The sequence below is a fragment of the Panacagrimonas sp. genome (assembly GCF_965216805.1).
Classification (GTDB): domain Bacteria; phylum Pseudomonadota; class Gammaproteobacteria; order Nevskiales; family Nevskiaceae; genus Panacagrimonas.
The window spans coordinates 502505-522392 of sequence record NZ_CBDCGN010000002.1 but is presented as its reverse complement, the minus strand read 5'-3'; the positions used below and the strand labels follow the sequence as shown (position 1 = coordinate 522392).

Below are 19888 nucleotides of genomic sequence, written 5' to 3'. Positions count from 1 at the left end.
CCGAGGCCTTAGGCCGAAGGCAGGCTGTAACTGCCGGTGGCCTGTGCCACCAGGGTGGGATCGTCGCCGCAGCACAGCCTGACCTCCATCACCGCCAGCTTGCGACCGAGCTTGAGCAGGCTGGCCTCGGCATGCACGTCCGCGGCCAGACCTTTGTTGAGAAAGTTGAGATTGAGGTTGGAGGTGACTGCCATCATCCGCGGCCCCAGATGCGACAGCACCAGCGCATACATCGCCAGGTCTGCGGTGGTGAACAGCGCGGGCCCCGAAATGACACCGCCGGGTCGCAGCATCCACTTGCGAAACGGCATGTGCACGCGTGCGAAGCCGGGCTGCAGTTCGTCGACATGAAAGAACGGCGTATCGGACTTGAATCCGGCCGTGATCAGTTGCACCACTTCGGATGCGCTCAGCACCAGCTTCAGATCCATCCAAATCCCCTCAAGGAGTCGTAAACGAGTTTGACCGACAGTATCAGCAGGACCGCCTTGAACAGGCCGGTGAACTGCTCGCCGCTGATGCGCCGATTGAGATGCTTGCCTGCCCAGGTGCCAAGGATCGCCGCCACGCACAGCGGCAACAGCAGCTCGGGCCGCGCGAACGCGCTGTAGCCGATCGCGCCGTAGGCCAGCACCCGCAGCCCGTGGCCCAGCACCTGGGTGAAGGCCAGGGTGGCGATGGTGGTTTCCTTGGTCCATTCCGGCCGTAGAAACAGGCGCCCGGTGAAGGGACCGGTAGCGCCCACGAACATGCCCAGGCCACCGTTGAGCAGTCCGGCCACGATGAACGATGCCCGTGGTGGCAGCGGCGCGAGGTTATGCCGGGTCGGCAGCAGCGAGACCAGGATCAGGCCGGCCAGGATCAGGCGCACCACGTCCACGTCGACGCCCGCCGCATACGGCGCCACCAGCACGGTGGCCGCCACCGCCATCAGCGCGAACCAGCCGGCGCCGCGCCATTCCACATGGCGTACGTAGGCCACCGTGCGCGAGGCGTTGGAGACGAACTGCACCGCGGCAAACAGCGGCACCGCCTCCACCGGCGTCATGCCCAGCGCGAAGAACGCCGCGATCAGGACGGTGCCGCCGCCCAGACCGGTGAACGCCGACAGCGCCGCGGTCAGAAAGGCGAACAGCGTCAGGATCGGAACGAGGGGGTCCACCGGCGCATTATCCGTTGCCGCGGGTTCGCGATGCGGCGAAGCTGGCAGCGAGAGATCCTTTTCTGCGAGGCCCGCGATGAAGCTCTACGGCATGACCGGTTCCGGCAACTGCTGGAAGGTGGCCACCCTGATGGATCAACTGGCGCTGCCCTACCAGTGGGTCGAGGTGAACATCCTGCAGGGCCAGAGCCGCACGCCGGAATTCCTGGTACGCAATCCCAACGGCCGCGTGCCCTTGCTAGAACTCGAATCCGGGCAATTTCTGGCTGAATCCAACGCCATGCTGGTGTACCTGTCCGAAGGCACGCCGCTGCTGCCGCAGGATCGTTACGCCCGCGCCAAGGTGATGGAGTGGCTGTTCTTCGAGCAGTATTCGCACGAGCCCTACATCGCCACCGTGCGCTTCTGGGTGCACCTGCTCGGCGAGGCCGAACTGCGGCGCGAGCGCATCAATGAGGCCATGCCGCGCGGTTACGCCGCGCTCGGGGTGATGGAGGCGCAGTTGGCGCGCAGCCCGTTCATCTGCGAATGCGGGTACACGGTGGCGGACATCGCACTGTGCGCTTACACCCAGGTCGCGCATCAGGGCGGCTACGACCTTGGCAACTACCCGTTGGTACGCGCATGGCTGCAGCGGGTGTGGTCGCAGCCGGGACTGGTTCCGATGCAGTGAGCCTGGGAACGCCGAAGAGCGGTGGACGGCTCGAGAGTTGCCGCCGCGGCACGCAAGGTAGCGCAGGCGAAACCAACGCCTGCCTGGCGACCGCCTACGACGCGCCCTTGGGGCCACGACCTTCGTGGCTGATGCAGCTCGCGAGCGGTGCCCATGCGCGGTAGTCGACCGACCAGCCCGCGAGATACGCGGCCAGGCCGATGACGCCGCCCTCGCCCGAATACATTTCGCGCGACTGCAGGTAATCCGCCGCGCGGCCCCAGTAATCGAAGAACTGGGCCTGCCGGGTATCCCGCGTGATCGCCATGGCGGACTCCAGGCACCAGGGCGCACGCGCCAGCACCGCCGGGTCCCCGGCCAACTCTCGGGCCAGATCCTCGAACGCTGGCCGCCGCCATGCACCCCACTTGGAAAGATGCTGGTCCACGCTGTGCCGTATCACCGGCAGCACCGACAGCCCGGGCGGAAACGTCGGCAACGCCGGCAGTTCCCGCAGCCGGGTATCGGCGTCGAAGAAGATGGCGGTGTCAAAGCGCTCAAGGCTGTACGCCAGTACATGGCGCTTGTCGTGGTAGGCGGCCGAGCCCTTGCGGCCGCGGATATCCGGCATCCGGGCCAGATAGTCGATGGCCATGGGTCCGGTCGGCACGTGACGGACCGCCTGCACCTGCGGCAGTTCATCGAAGTCGGCGGGCTCGTCGGTCAATACAACCCAGGGTATCGAGCCGGTATCTGCGCACAACAGACGTGCGCGCTGGCGGTAGGGCGGGTGAATGGCCAGCGTGCAGAAGCAGGTGGCCAAGTTCAGCGGCGCTCGTTATCCGGGCCCGGTCGCGCCGCGGGTGCGGTCGCGGTTTGCGACAGGTGTGCGAGCGCACCGGCGTGCTGCTCCCAGTTGCGGCCGTCGAAATCTTCGATCTGCACGTCTTCGAAGCTGCTCGCGTCCACGCAGCCGAAGTGAATGGAGAACCCGTCGGGGTTGGAGCGCGGCACGTAGAAACTCTTGATGCCACAGCGGCGGCAGTAGCGGTGATCGGCCACGCCGGTGTTGAAACGGTAGCTGGCCAGGCCTGCGGGATCGGTCAACAGCCTGAAATGCGCGGCGGGTACGATCAGGTGCAGATAACCGGTCATGCTGCAGATCGAACAGTTGCAGCGCTGCAGCATCACGCGGCGCGGCGCGCGAAACTCGAAACGCACGTCGCCGCAGTGACAGCCGCCGCGATGGGTGGCAAGGGCGGCGTCGGCGAAAGCGGCGGAGTCAAGGTTCGACGACATCGGGGCGCTGCCGGCTGACCTGAAAGTCAATACAATATAACAGTCCTCATGCCCGCCCAGCGGGCGTTTTCGCACCATGACCCTGCGCTTTACCAAGATGCACGGTACCGGCAACGACTTCGTCGTGATCGATGCCACGCGCGCGCGCTTCGAGCCGACGCCAGCGCTGTTGCAGCGGCTCACCGACCGCCGTTTCGGCGTGGGCTGCGATCAGGTTCTGGTGGTGGAAGCGCCGTCATCGCCGGACGTGGATTTCGACTACCGCATCTTCAATGCCGACGGCTCCGAAGTGGGTCAGTGCGGCAACGGCGCGCGTTGCCTGGCCCGCTTCGTGGTCGAGCAGGGGCTGTCGGACAAGTCGGCGTTGCGCGTGCGCACACGCACGGCGGCGCTGGAGCTTCTGCTACGCGACGATGGCCAGGTCACGGTGAACATGGGCGTGCCGCGTTTCGAACCCGACCAGATTCCGTTTCTGGAGCCCGCGCGCGCCTTGCGTTATCAGCGCGCAGTGGATGGCCAAACCCTGAGCTTCGGTGCGGTCGGCATGGGCAACCCACATCTGGTGATGGAAGTTGCCGATATCGATCTCGCGCCGGTGGAAACGTTAGGCCCGCGACTGGAGGTTCATGCGGATTTCCCGCAGCGGGTCAACGTCGGCTTTGTGCAGATCGTGTCGCGCACGCAGGTGCGCCTGCGCGTGTTCGAGCGCGGGTCCGGCGAAACCCTGGCTTGCGGCAGCGGCGCTTGTGCGGCGGTGGCCGTGGCACGGCTGTGGGATCGTGTGGACGAGCGCGTGCAGGTGAACGTGCGTGGCGGCAGCCTTTGCATCGAATGGGCCGGACAGGCGCAGCCGCTGCGGCTGACCGGCCCGGCATTGACCGTCTTCAAGGGGGAGTTGGCATGTTGAATCGCATCGCAGGAGCCGGGGCCGCATGAGCCGATCCGTGGAAGCACCGGCGCAGAATCCGGCCGTGTCATCGGCGCTGACCGACGAACAGGTAGCGAGCTATCTGCGCGAGCATCCGGACTTTCTGAGCCGTTATCCGGAGTTGCTGGAGTCCCTGGAACTGGCGCATGCCGCGGGCTCGGCGGTATCGCTGATCGAACGCCAGGTAGACATCCTGCGCGGTCGCAGTCAGCGCCTCGAAGATCGGCTCAGCAACCTGCTGGACGCTGCGCGGGACAACGAAAAGCGTGCCACCAGCGTGCATCGGCTGGCCCGCACCCTGATCCGCGCACCGACCCTGGCCAGCGCCATCCTCGGACTGCAGACCCGCATGCGCGAGGATTTCGGCATCGACGAAGTGTTCGTGGGTCTGATGTCGGGGGTGCTCAAGCGCAGCGATATCGAGGGCCTGGCACGATTGGACCCGGAAGGGGCCATCGCCCGCAGCTTCGATAACTTTTTCCGCACCAAGCTGATCGAGTGCGGGCCGCTGGCCGAGGCGCAGGCACGGCTGCTGTTTCCCAAAGCGGTCGAGCTGCCGCAGTCGGCCGCGGTGGTCCCGCTGGAAAAGGAAAAGACGCTCGGTATGCTGGTGCTAGGCTCACGCGACCCGCAGCGTTTCCAACCGCGGCAGGGGCGGATGTTCCTGGAAATGATCGCCGAACTGGTGGCTGCGGCGGCGCGGGCCAAGCTGACCTGAGCCCTGCTCAGGGCGTTTCTATGCTGCCTCCGCACTGGCTTGAGCGCCATTCGGTCGGACCGTCGACCGCTCTTGTGCAGTGCGCAAAAAACTGAATAAATGCGCGCGGTCCGCGAGTTTGGACCGATTCGCGCGATACATCTCGAAAGTCATTATGGGAGTTGCTCACATGCGTAACCTGATTCTGGCCCTGGGCCTGTCCTCCGTGGTCTTCCTCGCTGCCTGCGGCAAGAAGGACGAACCCGCTCCGCCCGTCGAACCCACCGCCCCTGCGATGGAAGAGCCCGCAGCGGAAGAAGCGGCGCCTGCAATGGAAGAAGCGGCACCGGAAGCCGAAGCACCCGCCGCCGAGTAAACGTCCGGCGCTGCATAAAAAAGACCCCGCTGGACGGGGTCTTTTTTTGTGCCCGGGTTCGGTGAAGCAAGCCCCCGCGACCGGCAAAAAAATGGGCGGATCCTTGGATCCGCCCCAACACAACACCCCTGGGAGGCATGAAAAGGCGAGCGCCGAACGTCGGCACCCACCTTGTACTTAAAGGATGTAACCGCGTTCGTTGTGTTGATTGAGATCGAGTCCCTCGTTCTCGGCTTCTTCGGTTACGCGCAGCCCGCCGGTGACCACCGCAACGATCTTGAGCAGGATGAAGCTCAAAATTCCGGTGTAGACCACGGTAAAGATCACACTCTTGAACTGGATCCAGACCTGACCACCAATAGTGGCGCCCTCGCCCGGGGTCCAAACGCCACCCATCGAGGGAAAAGCAAACACCCCCGTCAGGAGGGCGCCGACGATACCGCCCACCGCATGGACACCGAACACGTCCAGCGAATCGTCATAGCCCAGCGCTTTCTTGAGTCGGGTGGAGGCCAGGAAGCAGATCAGGCCAGCCGCGATACCGATGATCAACGCGCCACTCGGACCCACCGTTCCCGAAGCGGGCGTGATGGCTACCAGACCACCAACGGCGCCGGACGCAACACCTAGGACGGAGGGCTTACGGTGCAGCACCCATTCGGCGAACATCCAGGTCAGGGCCGCACCCGCGGTGGCAATCTGGGTCACGAGCATGGCCATGCCGGCCGCAGCGCCGGCCGACACCGCTGATCCGGCGTTGAATCCAAACCAGCCGACCCACAGCATGCTGGCACCGATCATGGTGTAGCCGAGGTTGTTCGGAGGCATGGCCGTGGTGCCGTAGCCACGACGCTTGCCCAGCACCAGCGCAGCAACCAGCCCCGCGATACCGGCGTTGATATGCACCACCGTGCCGCCGGCAAAATCGAGCACACCCCAGTCCCACATCAGGGCGCCGTCGCCACTCCACACCATGTGCACCATCGGGAAGTAGCAGAACGTGCCCCAGAGCAGCATGAACAGGAGCATGGAAGAGAACTTCATGCGCTCGGCAAACGCGCCCACGATCAGCGCCGGCGTGATGATGGCGAAGGTCATCTGGAAGGTGATGAAGACCGATTCGGGAATCGTGCCAACCAGGCCGTCGAGGGTCAGCCCCGACAAAAACAAGCGATCAAAGCCACCGACGAAACTGGCGACGTTGAGCACGCCGGACTCCATCCCCGTGGTGTCGAACGACATGCTGTAGCCGTACACCATCCAAACCACCGACATCAGCGAGCAGATGGCGAAGCACTGCATCATCACCGACAACACGTTCTTGGATCGCACCATGCCGGCATAGAAAAGTGACAAGCCGGGAATGGTCATGAACAGAACCAGCACCGTCGCCACAATCATCCACGCGGTGTCGCCGGTATCCAGCGTGGGGGCGGCCTCGACTTCTTCTTCAGCGGCCAGTGCGACGGGTTCAGCCATCGATTCTTCGGCCGGTGCTGCGCCTTCTATCACCTCGGCTGGTGTCGCCGGTATTTCATCCTGTGCCCAGGATGCGGTGGCGCCGACTCCCAGCGCGCTTGCCAGCATCAAGGCGATCCCCCATTTGCGAATCATCTTCCCAGCTCCTTGGAATTTCATTCGGTGTGACGCTCCGGGCGCGGCCGGATCAACTCTCAAAAAAGCGGCGCCGAACACCGGCGCCGCCTTTGGTACTCACTTACGACTGCTTGAACTCTGGATACGCTTCCATACCGCACTCGGCGAGGTCCGCTCCTTCGTGCTCCTCTTCCTCGGAGATGCGCAGACCCATCACCGCCTTAATGATCAAACCCACGATCATGGTGGTGGCGAAGGTCCAGGCGAAGATCACCACGATGCCCGTGGCCTGACCCATGAACGTCGCCTCGCTGTTGGCCAGCAGCACCGCCAGCACGCCCCAGATGCCGGCGGTACCGTGCACCGAGATGGCACCGACCGGATCATCGAGCTTGAGCTTGTCGAGCATCAGAATGGACATGAACACGATCAGGCCACCGACCGCACCGATACCCGTGGCCAGCAAGGACGAAGGCGACAGCGGATCCGCAGTGATCGATACCAAGCCCGCCAGCGCGCCGTTGAGCGCCATGGTCAGGTCAGCCTTGCCGAACCGGATCTTGGCCATCAGCAACGCTGCGATCACGCCACCGGCGGCTGCCATGTTGGTGTTGACGAAGACACGCGCCACGTTGTTGGCCGAGTCCACTGCCGCCAGCTTGAGCTCAGAGCCGCCGTTGAAGCCGAACCAGCCCATCCAGAGGATGAACGTGCCCAGCGTCGCCAGGGGCAGGTTGGCGCCCGGAATCGGGTTGATCCGGCCGTCTGCCCCGTACTTGCCTTTGCGAGGTCCAATCAGAATGACCAAGGCAAGAGCCGCTGCAGCACCGCACATGTGGACGATGCCCGAACCCGCATAGTCGGAGTACCCGAAGGTTTCACCGAGGAAACCGCCGCCCCAGCTCCACATACCCTGGATCGGGTAGATCACCGCAGTCATCACAACAGCGAAGGCCAGGAAAGACCACAGCTTCATGCGCTCTGCCACTGCACCCGAAACGATGGACATCGCTGTGGCTACAAACACCACCTGGAAGAAAAAGTCAGACAGCGAAGAGTAGTAAGGCGGCTCTTCCCCACCTGCCAGCACCGCTTCGGCAGTGTTGTCATCCATCGAAAGGATGAAATCGATGCCCGGGAAATACATGCCCGCTTCGGTATACATAAAGTTGTAACCGATCACGAGATACATCACGCAGGCAATCGCGAACAGCGCGATGTTTTTGGTCAGGATTTCGACCGTGCTCTTGGACCGGACCAAGCCTGCCTCAAGCATCGCGAATCCCGCCGCCATCCACATGACGAATGCGCCGGCAATAAGGAAGTAGAACGTATCCATCGCGTACGCCAACTCGGTGGTGGTGATCGCTGCAGCAACTTCTACCACCGCTTCCTCCACCACTTCCGCAGCTTCCGTGGCGACCTCTTCCACAGCCTCCACCGTTGCTTCTGCGGGTGCTTCATCCTGGGCCCAGGCCGGCGCAAACGCGCAGACCAGGGTCATCATCATTACAGCCAGAAAGTTACGCATCATTGGGAATGGCTCCGTTAGAGGGCGTCTTTGCCGGTCTCGCCGGTGCGAATGCGAACGGCCTGATCGAGACTGAAAACGAAAATCTTCCCGTCTCCGATCTTTCCCGTGTGCGCTGCCTTGCTGATCGCGTCGATGGCGGCGTCGACCTTGTCGTCGTCGAGGGCCACCTCGATCTTCACTTTGGGCAGAAAATCCACCACGTATTCGGCGCCCCGATAAAGCTCGGTGTGGCCTTTCTGGCGACCGAAGCCTTTGACTTCAGTCACCGTAATGCCGGCCACGCCAATTTCGGATAGCGCCTCGCGCACTTCATCGAGCTTGAAAGGCTTGATGATGGCTGTAATCAATTTCATTTGTAACTCCTTGATTAAGCTGCGTAAGGTCTAGATACATGCACTGACCTCGAATCCCCGGGCCGGCACCAAGGCGGGTTGAGCACGGAGCGTGCCAGCCACATCGGGCGCCACGGATCGGTTTTGCAGGCGATATCGTCGCGACAACGCACCATTGCGGTGCATCGCGCCCGTCGCTCGCATCTCGGCGCGCAATCCAGTTGGAATCGGTGCATCGACGCTGCGGATGCACCACACTCGTCGGGTCTTCTGCGGCGTCGCTTGTGCGGCTTCGGAGGCATGGCGCCGGGGTCAAACGAATCGCTTATGCACATTTCCGAGCCGCTCATACAGAGGGCATGGCGTCAACCCCAAGTTCATTCAAATTGCTGCAATGTAAATCCATCAATATGAATTTAATTAACTTATTGGCCATTTCACGCGCTGGGATGACGTCGGCTTACGCTCCAAGCTGAACGTGATGGGCACCATCCGATCGCAAATTCACAGGCTTATCCACAGTTTCGCCCCATGATGGAACGGCGCGTGCGGGTCGCGGTGCCTGCCCCCTTCCGTCACCCGCTCGACTATCTGGCTGGCGAGCTCGATATCCGTCCCGGGCATCGCTTGCTGGTGCCGCTGGGACGGCGGCAAGTGGTAGGGGTGGCGCTGGAATCACCGACCGCAGTGGCCGCCGACGGCTTGGCGTGCCGGCCGGTGCTGCGTTGCCTGGATCCCGAGCCGTTGGTTCCGGCGGCCATTCTCGAGTTGTGCCGCTGGGCGGCCGATTACTACTCGCATCCCATCGGCGAAGTCCTGGCCGCGGCACTGCCGGCCAGCCTGCGCGTGGCACGCATACCGGGCCGCAGGGCGCGGAAAGCGGTTGCCCGGCCGCGCCAGGAGTTCGACGCCCTCGCCGCCGCCTCGCAGCCGTTGCCCACGCCGGAACAGCAAAGCGTGCTGGCCGCGTTGCGGTCCGGCGTTGCCGGCTTTTCGGTGAGCCTGATCGAAGGCGTTACCGGCAGCGGCAAAACCGAGGTCTATCTGCGCTGGATCGCCGACGCGATGCAAGCCGGCGGTCAGGCCATGGTCCTGACGCCTGAGATCGGCCTGACGCCGCAACTGCTGGACCGCTTTCGCCAGCGCTTCGGCGACGACGTTGGAATTTTCCACTCCGGTCTGACCGAGGCCCAGCGCCGTCAGGCCTGGCTGGCGGCGGCCGACGGCCGTTGTCGTATCCTGGTCGGCACGCGCTCCGCGGTATTCGTACCGATGCCGCGGCTGGCGATGATCGTGGTCGACGAAGAGCACGACGTCTCCTACAAGCAGCAGGAGGGCTTCCGCTACTCCGCACGCGACAGCGCCATCATGCGTGCGCGTCAGGCCCACATTCCGGTACTGCTGGGTTCGGCCACTCCTGCGCTGGAGACGCTGCACAACGCCCGACGTGGCCGTTACCGGCACTGGCGCATCGACACGCGTGTGCAGGCGCGGGCGATGCCGAATCTGCGCCTGGCCGACATGCGCGGCCTGCACCTGAGCGACGGCCTGTCGCCGACATTGCTGGAAGCCCTGCACCGGCATACCGCGGCCGGCGGTCAGGCGCTGATGTTCGTCAACCGTCGCGGCTACGCGCCGGCCCTGCTATGTCATGAGTGCGGTTGGGTGGCGCCATGTACGGCCTGCGACGCGCGCATGACCCTGCACCGTGCGCGTGGACGCATGATCTGCCATCACTGTGGCAACGCCGCCCGGGTACCGCTGCGCTGCGAGCAATGTTCCGGCACGCATTTGGTGCCGGTCGGCCAGGGCACCGAGCGGTTGGAGGACGCGCTGCGAACCATCTTTCCGCGGATTCCGGTCGAACGCTTCGACTCCGACCGCGTCGGTCGCGCGGGCGAGCTGGAACGCTTGCTCGACGAGGTTCGGCGAGGGCGGCCGTGCATTCTGGTCGGCACCCAGATGCTGGCCAAGGGTCACGATTTTCCCCGACTCAGCCTGGTCGGTGTCGTCGACGCCGACGCCGCCCTGTTCAGTGCCGACTTCCGGGCGCTGGAACGCATGGGCCAATTACTCACCCAGGTGTCGGGACGCGCGGGACGCGGCGACACCCTGGGCGAAGTGATCCTGCAGACGCACCAGCCGCAGCATCCACGACTGCAGCGCTGGCTGCGCGACGGTTATCGTGGTCTGGCCGACGAGCTGCTAGAGGAACGGCGCATGGCCGGCCTGCCGCCGTTCGGTCATCTCGCGCTGATCCGCGCCGACGCCCTGGACGCTGCTGCGCCGCTCAAATTTCTGCAAGCAGTGGCCGATCGGCTGGGCAACTGCGGGCTGGAGGTGATGGGCCCGGTTCCAGCGCCGATGGAACGCCGCGCCAGCCGCTACCGCGTGCAACTGCTGCTGCGCAGCACGCACCGACAGCGACTGCAGGTCGTGCTCAAGGAGCAGGTCGGGGACTGGGCCGGAATTCCTGGTGCTCGGCGCCTACGCTGGTCGGTGGACGTGGACCCGGTGGATCTCTACTGATGACCCTGGGAAAAGCACTTGCCGCGAATTTCACGGATGACACGGGTTGAAGTTCGGCGACTTGGCAGCGACGATCAAGTCACCCGATCGGTGAAGCGACCATTTTCGGCAGGTTTATGGATTGATCCGTGGCTAATCGCCGTTTTTTTAGGTGGCCGCTGATTTCTTCAGGGCGCATAGACGCCGCCCAGCACCGCTGCACGGCGCGCGCCGGTGACCGACGGCAGGTTGCCGGCTTCACCGCGCAGGCGTCGGCAGGCCAGCCAGGCGAACGCAGCGGCCTCGACGCATTGCGGTTCGATACCGTGGTCGCCGGCCGTTTCCACCACCACTTGTGGCAACGCCGCACCTAAACAGTGCATCAGGAATCCGTTACGCGTACCGCCGCCGCACACGATCAGCCGACGTGTGGCCGGGGCTTCCCGTTGCAGAGCCTGCACCACCGTGCGTACCGTCAGCTCGCACAGGCTGCGCTGCACGTCGGCCGGTTCGCGACCGGCCAGGACCGGATCCCGTGCCGCCACCCAATCCAGATTGAACAATCCGCGCCCGGTGCTCTTGGGTACCCCCAGGCCGAAATAGGGCTCCGACATCAATGCGGCCAGCAGGTCCGGCAGCAGCGTACCGCGGCCGGCCCAGGCACCATCGAGATCGCAGGTCTTGCCTTGATGATGCTCGATCCACTCGTCCATCAGGCAGTTGGCGGGGCCGCAGTCGAAGCCGCGCACCTGGCCGGGGTCGGCGTTGGGGAGCAGGGTGAGATTGGCGATACCGCCCAGGTTGAGCACCGCCCGAATCTCGTCGTCGCGGGCAAACAAGGCGTGGTGGAACACCGGCAGCAGGGGCGCCCCGTGACCACCCAGCGCGACGTCGGCGCGGCGGAAATCGGCCACCACCGGAATCCCCAGGCGCGCGGCGATCCGCGAAGGGTCCCCGAGCTGCAGACTGGATTGCACGCCTTTCGCGTCGTGAAACACGGTCTGGCCGTGACTGCCCACTGCGCGGACACTGCGCGGATCCACCCCGGCCGAGCGCAGCAGCGCCAGCACGGTATCGGCAAACACGTCAGCCACCTGGCGGTCCAGCCGGGCGTAGCCCGCCAGGGTCACCGGGGTGGCCTCGCGGCTCAGTTCCAGCAGCGCCGGGCGCAGTGCCGGCTCGTAGTGGCCGGTCCAATGCGCCAGCACGGACACGAAGCGGCCGTCTTCGAATTCCGCCAGGACCGCATCGATGCCGTCCTGACTGGTGCCCGACATCGCCCCGATATAGCGCTCGGGCATGCCGGCGGGCGCCTCAGCGCGCCGCGGGTTCCAGCGCCGAGATGGCCGGCACCACCGCCGATGGCGCCTGCGCCAACTTCGGCGACTTAGCGCTTTCGATCTGCGCAATATACGGCGCAATCTGGTGCTGGAACGCGGCGAGCTGGTTGCGCGCAATGGGATTGGCGCGCGGCATCACGATGTTGACCGGGTTTTTGTGGATGCCGTTGACGCGAAATTCGTAATGCAGATGCGGCGCCGTCGCCAAACCCGAGGCACCAACGTAACCGATTACCTGACCCTGCTTGACCGGTGCGCCGGTCTTGAGCCCGGCGCGATAGCGGGACATGTGCGCGTACAGGGTTTCGTACTGCGAGCCGTGCTTGAGGATCACCACCCGCCCGTAGCCACCTTTGGTGCCCATGAAGGCGACCTTGCCATCGCCGGTGGCCTTGATCGGCGTACCGGATGCTGCCGCGTAATCGGTGCCCTTGTGCGCACGAATGGTGTTGAGGATGGGATGGCGCCGGCGCAGGTTGAAATGCGAACTGATGCGTACCACGTCCAGCGGCGTGCGAAAGAAGGCCTTGCGCAGCGACTGGCCGTCAGGGGTATAGAAAGCCGAACGGCCCTGCGCATCGCGGAAGCGCACGGCGCGATGGACCTTGCCCTGGTTGACGAATTCCGCAGCCAGCAGGTCGCCGTCCCGCAGCTTGTCGCCGTCCTTGTAGAGCTCTTCGAGCACCACGGTGAAGCGGTCGCCCACGCGCAGGTCCAGCGCAAAATCGATGTCGTAGCGGAACAGTTCGGCCAGTTCCATCACCACGCGAACCGGTAGTCCCGCCTTCTGGCCGGACATGAACAGTGAACTGTCAATGGTGCCGGACACTGTACGGGGATGGCGGTCCAGCGCGGCGGTGTTGGTGCTGGCCTCGAAACGTTGCTCCACCCGGCGCACCTGCAGGGTCCGCAACTCGTCCAGGTCGTAGCGCAGCTCCAGCAACTGGTCGCCGGACTTGCGCAGTTCCAGCACCTCGCCCGCCTTGATGCTCTTGAGCTGCCGCGCGTCCTTGCCCAGTTCCAGAATGGACATCCACTGCTCCGGGCTAAGGCCCTCGGCTTCGAACAGGGTGGAAAGGGTTTCCCCGGCCTTGATCTCGATCCGCGTCCAGTCGCTGGCAGAAGGCACGATCAGGCTGTCGGCGACCGCGCCCTGCAGCGCCTGCTCGTAAGCGATGGCCTCGGCCACTGCGACGTCAGCCAGCAGCTCGGACGGTTCCAGGCTGTGGCGCTTGGCGTTGGTCTCTCGGGAAATGAGCGTTGCGAGTCCGACTACACAGACGGCCGCGACCATTATGATTCTTCTGGCCGAGCGGGGGGACCGCTCGACTGGGCTATAATCCAGCTTCATCCTGTTGACTCGATTGAGGCTTTCGTCCGCGAGCAGATCCTTGCGGACGCGGCCCGGCGCTTTTGGAATGTGACGCGTGTCGCAACTCGGGCAAAACAGGGGCGTACGAAAACACAAATCCTCAGGTCGCGCAAGCGCTTCTCGCCGGCTTCTGCCATCCCGCCTGAGGTTTGCCGACGACCGTCACCACCCGGCCATTCGCCCAAATGCTTCTGTCCGAAATCGAACGCGGTAGCTCTGAAATCCTCCCCCTCGAAGAGTTCCGAAAGAAAATCGCCGAGGCGACCCGGACCGGCGCCCGCCTGCGCATCAAGGCCGGCTTCGATCCCACCGCGCGCGACCTGCACCTCGGCCATACGCTTTTGCTTAACAAGATGCGTGCCTTTCAGGAGGCCGGCCACGAGGCGATCTTCCTGATCGGCGACTTCACCGGCATGATCGGCGACCCGACCGGCAAGAACGAGACGCGCAAGGCGCTGACGCGCGCCGAGGTCGAAGCCAACGCCCGCACCTATCGCGAGCAGGTATTCAAGGTGCTGGACCCCGAGCGCACGACGCTGGAGTTCAACTCCCGCTGGCTGGACAAGCTCGGCGCCGACGGCATGATCCGCCTGGCGGCCCAGCAGACCGTGGCACGCATGCTGGAGCGCGACGACTTCTCCAAGCGCTACAAGGACGGCCAGCCCATCGCTGTCCACGAGTTCCTCTACCCGCTGCTGCAGGGCTACGACTCGGTGGAACTGCGCGCCGACGTCGAACTCGGTGGTACCGACCAGAAGTTCAACCTGCTCATGGGCCGCCACCTGCAGCAGGCCTACGGCCAGAAACCGCAGTCGGTGCTGATGGTGCCGATCCTGGAAGGGCTGGACGGCGTGCAGAAGATGAGCAAATCGCTGGGCAACTACATCGGCGTCGACGAACCGGCCCGGGAGATGTTCGGGAAGATCATGTCGATCTCCGACACCCTCATGTGGCGCTACTACGAGTTGCTGTCGTTCCGACCGCTGGCGGAGATCGAACAGCTACGGCGGCGCGTGACCGACGGCGCCAATCCGCGCGACATCAAGATGGAGCTGGGGGTGGAGATCGCCGCGCGCTTTCACGGTGCTGCAGCGGGGGAAGCCGCGCGGACCGCATTCATCGAACAGTTCTCCAAGGGCGCGCTGCCCGATCACATCCCCGAACTGAGCATCGCCGTACCCGCAACCGGCATGCCGCTGGCGCGCGTTCTCAAGGAGGCCAGCCTGGTGGCAAGCAATGGCGAGGGCTCACGCATGATCGAGCAACGCGCCGTGCGGGTCGACCAGCAGCGGGTCGAGGACAAGGCCTTGACCCTGCAGCCGGGCGCCACCTACCTGTTGCAGGTGGGCTCGCGCCGCTACGCGCGCGTCACGCTGAATCGGGCAGACTGATTCGCGTCCGCGCCAGCGTATCGGAACACGCCGCGGGAGGCGGGCGCTCAGGCGCTCTTGGCCAAGCCCTCGCGACGCTGCGCCACCGCCGCCGACAAGGCGCGCATCACTTCCACACTGTCTTCCCAGTGGATGCAGGCATCGGTCACGCTCTGACCGTAGACCATGCTCTGGCGAGGTCCGATCTCCTGTCGCCCCTCCATCAGGTGCGATTCGATCATCACCCCCATGATGCGTTGCTCTCCGCCGGCGATCTGGCCGCCCACGTCCTGAGCCACCACCACTTGGCGCTTGTGCTGCTTGGACGAGTTGGCGTGCGAAAAATCCACCATGAGCTGCGGGGCCAAGCCGGCCTTGGTCATCGCCGCGCTGGCGGCCTCGACGCTTGCCGCGTCGTAATTGGTACCGGAGCTGCCGCCGCGCAGGATGATGTGGCAGTCCTCGTTGCCCGCGGTCTCGAAAATCGAGATCTCGCCGTTGTTGGTCAACGACAGGAAGCGATGGGGCGAACGCGCCGACAAACAGGCGTCCACCGCCACCTTCACACTACCGTCGGTACCGTTCTTGAATCCCACCGGGCAGGACAGCCCGGAAGCCATTTCACGGTGCAACTGCGATTCCGTGGTGCGTGCGCCGATGGCACCCCAGGACACCAGGTCCGACAGATACTGTGGGGTGAGGATGTCCAGATACTCCACTCCCGCCGGCATCCCCATCTCGTTGAGGTCGAGCAGCAATTTGCGACCGACCCGCAGACCACGATCGATGTCGTAACCGTCGTTCAGGTCGGGATCGTTGATGAGCCCTTTCCAGCCCACCGTGGTGCGAGGTTTTTCGAAGTACACCCGCATCACCACGAGGAGGTTCTTCTTGACCTGCTCGCGCAGGCCCTTGAGCCTGCCAGCGTATTCCAGCGCGGCTTCCGGGTCGTGAATCGAGCACGGCCCGATCACCACCAGCAGCCGGTGGTCGCGCCCGGCAAGGATGTCCTGAACTTCCCTGCGGGTCTGCAGCACCGTATCGGCGGCGCGCTCGCTCAGCGGCAGCTCTGCCTGCACCTGCGCAGGCGTGGATACCGCCCGAATCGAGCGTATGCGGGTGTTCTCGGTGACAAACGTCATGGCGTGGGTCCTGGGCCCGCTGCGGGGTCGGAAAACGGGCGCAGAATGCTAGCAGAGCCGGCGGGTCAAACCTACCGCGGCAGACCCTCCATGCTGGCCGCGATCCGACTCGAGCCGCTGCGGAAAGCGAACCACGCTCCATTCAAAGGCGCCAACTCAGGGCGTCAACGAGCTTTACGCGCTCGATCCGGCGTGTTGCCGACGCCAAAAACACGAGACACAAAAAAGGCGCCGCGCGGGCGCCTTGATTGTCATCGCTCCGACCGCCCGGCAACTAGTCTGCGTTGCTTTCGGCGTTCTCTGCGACCGCACCCACCGGGCGACCCACCAACTCCACGTACGCCATCGGTGCGTTATCGCCGGCGCGATAACCGCAGCGCAGGATGCGCAGATAACCGCCGGGGCGCTTGCTGTAGCGCGGGCCCAGTTCATTGAAGAGCTTCTGCACGGTGTCGCGATCGCGCAGGCGCGAGAACGCGATGCGACGGTTGTGAACGCTGTCTTCCTTGGCGCGCGTGATCAAGGGCTCCGCCAGACGGCGCAACTCCTTGGCCTTGGGCACCGTGGTGCGAATCAGCTCGTGCTTGAACAAGGCCACCGCAACAGCCTGCATGGTCGCCTTGCGGTGGCTGCTGGTGCGGCCGAACGAGCGGCCTGCATTTCCGTGACGCATCGTCGATTCCCTTAACTCTTGTGACTTGCGATCAGTTGGCCGCCGACTTCGGCGCCGACCAGTTGTCCAGCCGCATGCCGAGCTCGAGGTCGTGCGCACGAAGCGCTTCCTTGATCTCGTTGAGCGACTTCTTGCCCAGGTTGGGCGTCTTCATCAGTTCGTTCTCGGTGCGCTGCACCAGCTCGCCGATGTAGTAAACACTCTCCGCCTTGAGGCAGTTGGCCGAACGTACCGTCAACTCCAGCTCGTCGATCGGACGGAACAGGATGGGGTCGAGCGAACCGCTCGGCGCCTTTACCCCGACCGCCTGCACGCCAGTCTCGGGCTCCAGGTCGGCAAACACGGTCAACTGGTCGCGCAGAATGCGCGCGGCCTGACGCACGGCCTCGGAGGCGTCGACGCCGCCGTTGGTGTCCACGTCCAGGATCAGCCGGTCGAGGTCGGTACGTTGTTCGACGCGCGCACGCTCGACGCTGTAGCTGACACGGCGCACCGGGCTGTAGGAGGCTTCGAGCTTGAGCAGGCCGACCGTCGTCGATTCGGCATCGATCGCCTGCGCCGCTACCGGCTGGTAGCCGCGACCGCGCGTCACCCTGAGTGTCGCCTTGATCTTGCCGCCGGTGAGGTGGGCAAGCACCAGTTCGGGGTTCACGATCTCGACGTCATGGTCGAGCTGGATATCGGCCGCAGTCACCGGCCCATTGCCGGATTTCTCCAGACGCAGGGTCGCCTCTTCGCGGGCGTGCATGCGGATGGCGACATTCTTGATGTTGAGCAGGATGTCGATGACGTCTTCCTGCACGCCCTCGATCGCGCTGTACTCGTGCACCACCCCGTCGATCTGCACTTCGGTGACGGCGGCGCCGGGGATCGAAGATAGCAGAATGCGCCGCAGCGCGTTGCCCAGCGTGTGGCCGAAGCCGCGCTCCAGCGGCTCCATGGCCACGCGAGCCCGATTGGTGGAGACCGTTTCTACCTTGATCTCGCGCGGCTTGAGCAACTCGGAAACAAAACCTTGCATGTGAACCTCTGTTTGGTAGTTGCCTGTATCCGGATTTCAGAACAGCGAATCGTCTGACCTTGGGGATACCGCAAACACGCCGCGGGTTGCGGCCTTACTTCGAATACAACTCGACAACGAGATTTTCGTTGATGTCGGGCAGGATCTGATCGCGGCTGGGCTTGGACTTGAAGGTGCCCTTGAGGCCTTTTTCGTCCACTTCGATCCATTCCGGGAAGCCGATCTGCGACGCGATCGACAGGGATTCGGCGATGCGGGCCTGACCGCGCGACTTCTCGCGAATCTCCACCGTGTCGCCTTCTTGCACTTGGTAGGACGCGATGTTCACCGGCTTTCCATTGACGAGCATCGCACCGTGACTCACCAACTGCCGGGATTCCGAGCGCGTACGGCCAAAGCCCATGCGATAGGTCACATTGTCCAGCCGCCCTTCCAGTAGCAACAACAGATTCAGGCCGGTGGCGCCCTTCTGCGTGGAAGCCTTCAGATAGTAGTTACGAAACTGCCGTTCCAGCACGCCGTACATCTGCTTGAGCTTCTGCTTTTCGCGCAACTGGTTGGCGTAATCCGACGGCCGCGGCTTGCGCGCACCGTGCTGGCCAGGAGGCGTGTCGAGCTTGCACTTGGTTTCCAGCGAACGACCGCGCGACTTCAGCAGCAGGTCGGTGCCGGCACGGCGGGACAGCTTGCACTTGGGACCGATATAACGAGCCATGATCCGATCCTCTAGACGCGACGACGCTTGGGCGGCCGGCACCCGTTATGCGGGATCGGCGTGACGTCGGTGATATTGGAAACCTTGAAGCCGGCAGCGTTGAGCGCACGAACCGCCGACTCGCGGCCGGGGCCAGGCCCCTTGATGCGGACTTCCACATTCTTCACGCCATGCTCGGCGGCAGCTTGTGCAGCCTTGTCGGCGGCGACCTGCGCGGCGAAAGGCGTTGACTTGCGCGAGCCCTTGAAGCCAGCCGCACCGGCGGTGGACCACGAGATCGCATTGCCCTGCCGATCGGTGATCAACACGATGGTGTTGTTGAAGGACGCATGCACGTGCACGACGGCGTCGGTCACGTTCTTCTTGACGCGCTTGCTGCGCGGCTTGTTCGAGCTGGAGGCTGTTGCCATGGAATAGACGGCCTTTGATTACTTCTTGATGGCGCGACGCGGACCCTTGCGGGTGCGGGCGTTGGTGCGGGTACGCTGGCCGCGCACCGGCAGACCGCGACGATGACGCTGGCCGCGATAGCAGCCCAGATCCATCAATCGCTTGATGCTCATGGACACTTCGCGGCGCAGATCGCCCTCGACCGTGACCTTGCCGATCTCGGCGCGGATGGCATCGAGCTGACCTTCGGTCAGGTTGCGCACCTGGATGGTGGGATCGACGTTGGCGCCCGCGCAGATCGCTTTCGCGCGCGTGGCACCGATGCCGTAGATCGCCCTCAGGGCGATGACCGTGTGCTTCTTATCGGGGATATTGACGCCGGCGATACGTGCCATGACGCGGTGGACTCCAGAATCTGGGACGCGCGAAAAAGGGCGCGAATTGTACGGAACAACAAGATCATCTACAACTTGCGACGTTGACTTCGGCCTGGGATTCGGCCTTCGCAGGCACCCTCCCGGCCTTACCTGGCCCCTGCGGCACCTGCCGCTACGCGGCCTTCTGCACCACCTGGAGTGGGTCCACCTGACCGATTCCTCGATCTGTGGCCGACCGGCTCCGAAGCTCCAAAAAAAGCGCGTGTCTGCTCACCCTTGGCGCTGCTTGTGACGCAGATCGGAGCAGATCACCCGCACGACACCCTGGCGGCGCACGATCTTGCAGTTGCGGCAAATCTTCTTGACGGAGGTACGGACTTTCATAAAAACCTCGAAGCTACAGA

Annotated in this window: 22 protein-coding genes; 6 read left to right on the top strand and 16 right to left on the bottom strand. The window is 64.2% G+C overall.

Going from position 1 to position 19888, the window contains the following annotated elements:
* Positions 1 to 8: 8 nt before the first annotated feature.
* Positions 9 to 431: a PaaI family thioesterase gene (locus tag ACOOHP_RS02510; RefSeq protein ID WP_420464887.1), complete on the bottom strand. Its 423-nt coding sequence runs from the start codon at positions 429 to 431 to the stop codon at positions 9 to 11.
* Positions 422 to 1162, bottom strand: coding sequence for a sulfite exporter TauE/SafE family protein (locus ACOOHP_RS02505; protein ID WP_420464886.1), 741 nt, complete (start codon positions 1160 to 1162; stop codon positions 422 to 424). Before ACOOHP_RS02505 ends, ACOOHP_RS02510 begins: the two co-directional genes overlap by 10 nt.
* A 76-nt stretch (positions 1163 to 1238) precedes the next feature.
* Here ACOOHP_RS02505 and ACOOHP_RS02500 point away from each other — a divergent pair, with 76 nt between their 5' ends.
* Positions 1239 to 1835 (top strand): glutathione S-transferase family protein, encoded by a 597-nt coding sequence (locus ACOOHP_RS02500; protein WP_420464885.1) that lies wholly within the window; start codon positions 1239 to 1241, stop codon positions 1833 to 1835.
* Positions 1836 to 1929: 94 nt separating this feature from the next.
* On the opposite strand, the gene ACOOHP_RS02495 is transcribed toward ACOOHP_RS02500, so the two are convergent.
* Complete coding sequence (locus ACOOHP_RS02495; protein ID WP_420464884.1) at positions 1930 to 2637, bottom strand: hypothetical protein; 708 nt, start codon at positions 2635 to 2637, stop codon at positions 1930 to 1932.
* Between the two features lie 2 nt (positions 2638 to 2639).
* Positions 2640 to 3113, bottom strand: coding sequence for a GFA family protein (locus ACOOHP_RS02490; protein WP_420464883.1), 474 nt, complete (start codon positions 3111 to 3113; stop codon positions 2640 to 2642).
* A gap of 76 nt (positions 3114 to 3189) precedes the next feature.
* Between ACOOHP_RS02490 and dapF the strand changes: the two genes are divergently transcribed.
* The 3 genes from dapF to ACOOHP_RS02475 all read left to right on the top strand — a co-directional run bounded on the left by dapF (position 3190) and on the right by ACOOHP_RS02475 (position 5114).
* A complete protein-coding gene (gene dapF / locus ACOOHP_RS02485) occupies positions 3190 to 4020 on the top strand; it encodes a diaminopimelate epimerase (protein WP_420464882.1) in 831 nt (276 codons plus the stop codon).
* Positions 4021 to 4045: 25 nt separating this feature from the next.
* Positions 4046 to 4759: a DUF484 family protein gene (locus ACOOHP_RS02480; protein ID WP_420464881.1), complete on the top strand. Its 714-nt coding sequence runs from the start codon at positions 4046 to 4048 to the stop codon at positions 4757 to 4759.
* A gap of 169 nt (positions 4760 to 4928) precedes the next feature.
* Positions 4929 to 5114 carry a hypothetical protein gene (locus ACOOHP_RS02475; protein ID WP_420464880.1) on the top strand — a complete coding sequence of 62 codons (186 nt, stop codon included), beginning with the start codon at positions 4929 to 4931 and terminating at the stop codon, positions 5112 to 5114.
* A gap of 177 nt (positions 5115 to 5291) precedes the next feature.
* Here the strand turns inward: ACOOHP_RS02475 and ACOOHP_RS02470 are convergent, their stop codons facing one another.
* The 3 genes from ACOOHP_RS02470 to glnK all read right to left on the bottom strand — a co-directional run bounded on the left by ACOOHP_RS02470 (position 5292) and on the right by glnK (position 8597).
* A complete protein-coding gene (locus ACOOHP_RS02470) occupies positions 5292 to 6593 on the bottom strand; it encodes an ammonium transporter (protein ID WP_420466936.1) in 1302 nt (433 codons plus the stop codon).
* 238 nt (positions 6594 to 6831) lie between these two features.
* Complete coding sequence (locus tag ACOOHP_RS02465; RefSeq protein ID WP_420466935.1) at positions 6832 to 8049, bottom strand: ammonium transporter; 1218 nt, start codon at positions 8047 to 8049, stop codon at positions 6832 to 6834.
* Positions 8050 to 8258: 209 nt separating this feature from the next.
* A complete protein-coding gene (glnK, locus tag ACOOHP_RS02460) occupies positions 8259 to 8597 on the bottom strand; it encodes a P-II family nitrogen regulator (protein WP_420464879.1) in 339 nt (112 codons plus the stop codon).
* 510 nt (positions 8598 to 9107) lie between these two features.
* Here glnK and ACOOHP_RS02455 point away from each other — a divergent pair.
* Positions 9108 to 11105 carry a primosomal protein N' gene (locus ACOOHP_RS02455; RefSeq protein ID WP_420464878.1) on the top strand — a complete coding sequence of 666 codons (1998 nt, stop codon included), beginning with the start codon at positions 9108 to 9110 and terminating at the stop codon, positions 11103 to 11105.
* Between the two features lie 167 nt (positions 11106 to 11272).
* On the opposite strand, the gene ACOOHP_RS02450 is transcribed toward ACOOHP_RS02455, so the two are convergent.
* The gene (locus ACOOHP_RS02450; protein WP_420464877.1) at positions 11273 to 12385 is read right to left on the bottom strand and encodes an anhydro-N-acetylmuramic acid kinase; all 1113 of its coding nucleotides are present in this window, start codon (positions 12383 to 12385) and stop codon (positions 11273 to 11275) included.
* 13 nt (positions 12386 to 12398) lie between these two features.
* Positions 12399 to 13718, bottom strand: coding sequence for a peptidoglycan DD-metalloendopeptidase family protein (locus ACOOHP_RS02445; RefSeq protein ID WP_420464876.1), 1320 nt, complete (start codon positions 13716 to 13718; stop codon positions 12399 to 12401).
* Between the two features lie 263 nt (positions 13719 to 13981).
* Between ACOOHP_RS02445 and tyrS the strand changes: the two genes are divergently transcribed.
* A complete protein-coding gene (gene tyrS / locus ACOOHP_RS02440) occupies positions 13982 to 15187 on the top strand; it encodes a tyrosine--tRNA ligase (RefSeq protein WP_420464875.1) in 1206 nt (401 codons plus the stop codon).
* Between the two features lie 47 nt (positions 15188 to 15234).
* On the opposite strand, the gene ACOOHP_RS02435 is transcribed toward tyrS, so the two are convergent.
* The 7 genes from ACOOHP_RS02435 to rpmJ all read right to left on the bottom strand — a co-directional run bounded on the left by ACOOHP_RS02435 (position 15235) and on the right by rpmJ (position 19868).
* On the bottom strand, positions 15235 to 16308 hold the full coding sequence (locus tag ACOOHP_RS02435; protein ID WP_420464874.1) for a 3-deoxy-7-phosphoheptulonate synthase: 1074 nt from the start codon (positions 16306 to 16308) through the stop codon (positions 15235 to 15237).
* 274 nt (positions 16309 to 16582) lie between these two features.
* A complete protein-coding gene (gene rplQ / locus ACOOHP_RS02430; RefSeq protein ID WP_420464873.1) occupies positions 16583 to 16981 on the bottom strand; it encodes a 50S ribosomal protein L17 in 399 nt (132 codons plus the stop codon).
* Between the two features lie 31 nt (positions 16982 to 17012).
* Complete coding sequence (locus tag ACOOHP_RS02425; protein ID WP_420464872.1) at positions 17013 to 18002, bottom strand: DNA-directed RNA polymerase subunit alpha; 990 nt, start codon at positions 18000 to 18002, stop codon at positions 17013 to 17015.
* Between the two features lie 94 nt (positions 18003 to 18096).
* Positions 18097 to 18717, bottom strand: a complete 621-nt coding sequence (rpsD, locus tag ACOOHP_RS02420; protein ID WP_420464871.1) for a 30S ribosomal protein S4 — start codon at positions 18715 to 18717, stop codon at positions 18097 to 18099.
* A gap of 11 nt (positions 18718 to 18728) precedes the next feature.
* Complete coding sequence (gene rpsK / locus ACOOHP_RS02415) at positions 18729 to 19127, bottom strand: 30S ribosomal protein S11 (RefSeq protein ID WP_420464870.1); 399 nt, start codon at positions 19125 to 19127, stop codon at positions 18729 to 18731.
* An 18-nt stretch (positions 19128 to 19145) separates the two neighbouring features.
* Positions 19146 to 19502 carry a 30S ribosomal protein S13 gene (rpsM, locus tag ACOOHP_RS02410; RefSeq protein ID WP_420464869.1) on the bottom strand — a complete coding sequence of 119 codons (357 nt, stop codon included), beginning with the start codon at positions 19500 to 19502 and terminating at the stop codon, positions 19146 to 19148.
* Positions 19503 to 19754: 252 nt separating this feature from the next.
* Positions 19755 to 19868: a 50S ribosomal protein L36 gene (rpmJ, locus tag ACOOHP_RS02405; protein ID WP_420464868.1), complete on the bottom strand. Its 114-nt coding sequence runs from the start codon at positions 19866 to 19868 to the stop codon at positions 19755 to 19757.
* Positions 19869 to 19888 lie beyond the last annotated feature (20 nt).

Coding starts and splice junctions, on each gene's coding strand:
- rpsD (WP_420464871.1), bottom strand. CDS start 18,717: ATGGCTCGTTATATCGGTCCCAAGTGCAAGCTGTCCCGCCGTGCCGGC.
- ACOOHP_RS02465 (WP_420466935.1), bottom strand. CDS start 8,049: ATGGATACGTTCTACTTCCTTATTGCCGGCGCATTCGTCATGTGGATG.
- rpsK (WP_420464870.1), bottom strand. CDS start 19,127: ATGGCAACAGCCTCCAGCTCGAACAAGCCGCGCAGCAAGCGCGTCAAG.
- rpmJ (WP_420464868.1), bottom strand. CDS start 19,868: ATGAAAGTCCGTACCTCCGTCAAGAAGATTTGCCGCAACTGCAAGATC.
- ACOOHP_RS02500 (WP_420464885.1), top strand. CDS start 1,239: ATGAAGCTCTACGGCATGACCGGTTCCGGCAACTGCTGGAAGGTGGCC.
- rplQ (WP_420464873.1), bottom strand. CDS start 16,981: ATGCGTCACGGAAATGCAGGCCGCTCGTTCGGCCGCACCAGCAGCCAC.
- tyrS (WP_420464875.1), top strand. CDS start 13,982: ATGCTTCTGTCCGAAATCGAACGCGGTAGCTCTGAAATCCTCCCCCTC.
- ACOOHP_RS02490 (WP_420464883.1), bottom strand. CDS start 3,113: ATGTCGTCGAACCTTGACTCCGCCGCTTTCGCCGACGCCGCCCTTGCC.
- ACOOHP_RS02480 (WP_420464881.1), top strand. CDS start 4,046: ATGAGCCGATCCGTGGAAGCACCGGCGCAGAATCCGGCCGTGTCATCG.
- ACOOHP_RS02425 (WP_420464872.1), bottom strand. CDS start 18,002: ATGCAAGGTTTTGTTTCCGAGTTGCTCAAGCCGCGCGAGATCAAGGTA.
- ACOOHP_RS02445 (WP_420464876.1), bottom strand. CDS start 13,718: ATGGTCGCGGCCGTCTGTGTAGTCGGACTCGCAACGCTCATTTCCCGA.
- glnK (WP_420464879.1), bottom strand. CDS start 8,597: ATGAAATTGATTACAGCCATCATCAAGCCTTTCAAGCTCGATGAAGTG.
- dapF (WP_420464882.1), top strand. CDS start 3,190: ATGACCCTGCGCTTTACCAAGATGCACGGTACCGGCAACGACTTCGTC.
- ACOOHP_RS02435 (WP_420464874.1), bottom strand. CDS start 16,308: ATGACGTTTGTCACCGAGAACACCCGCATACGCTCGATTCGGGCGGTA.
- ACOOHP_RS02510 (WP_420464887.1), bottom strand. CDS start 431: ATGGATCTGAAGCTGGTGCTGAGCGCATCCGAAGTGGTGCAACTGATC.
- rpsM (WP_420464869.1), bottom strand. CDS start 19,502: ATGGCACGTATCGCCGGCGTCAATATCCCCGATAAGAAGCACACGGTC.
- ACOOHP_RS02470 (WP_420466936.1), bottom strand. CDS start 6,593: ATGGCTGAACCCGTCGCACTGGCCGCTGAAGAAGAAGTCGAGGCCGCC.
- ACOOHP_RS02450 (WP_420464877.1), bottom strand. CDS start 12,385: ATGCCCGAGCGCTATATCGGGGCGATGTCGGGCACCAGTCAGGACGGC.
- ACOOHP_RS02455 (WP_420464878.1), top strand. CDS start 9,108: ATGATGGAACGGCGCGTGCGGGTCGCGGTGCCTGCCCCCTTCCGTCAC.
- ACOOHP_RS02475 (WP_420464880.1), top strand. CDS start 4,929: ATGCGTAACCTGATTCTGGCCCTGGGCCTGTCCTCCGTGGTCTTCCTC.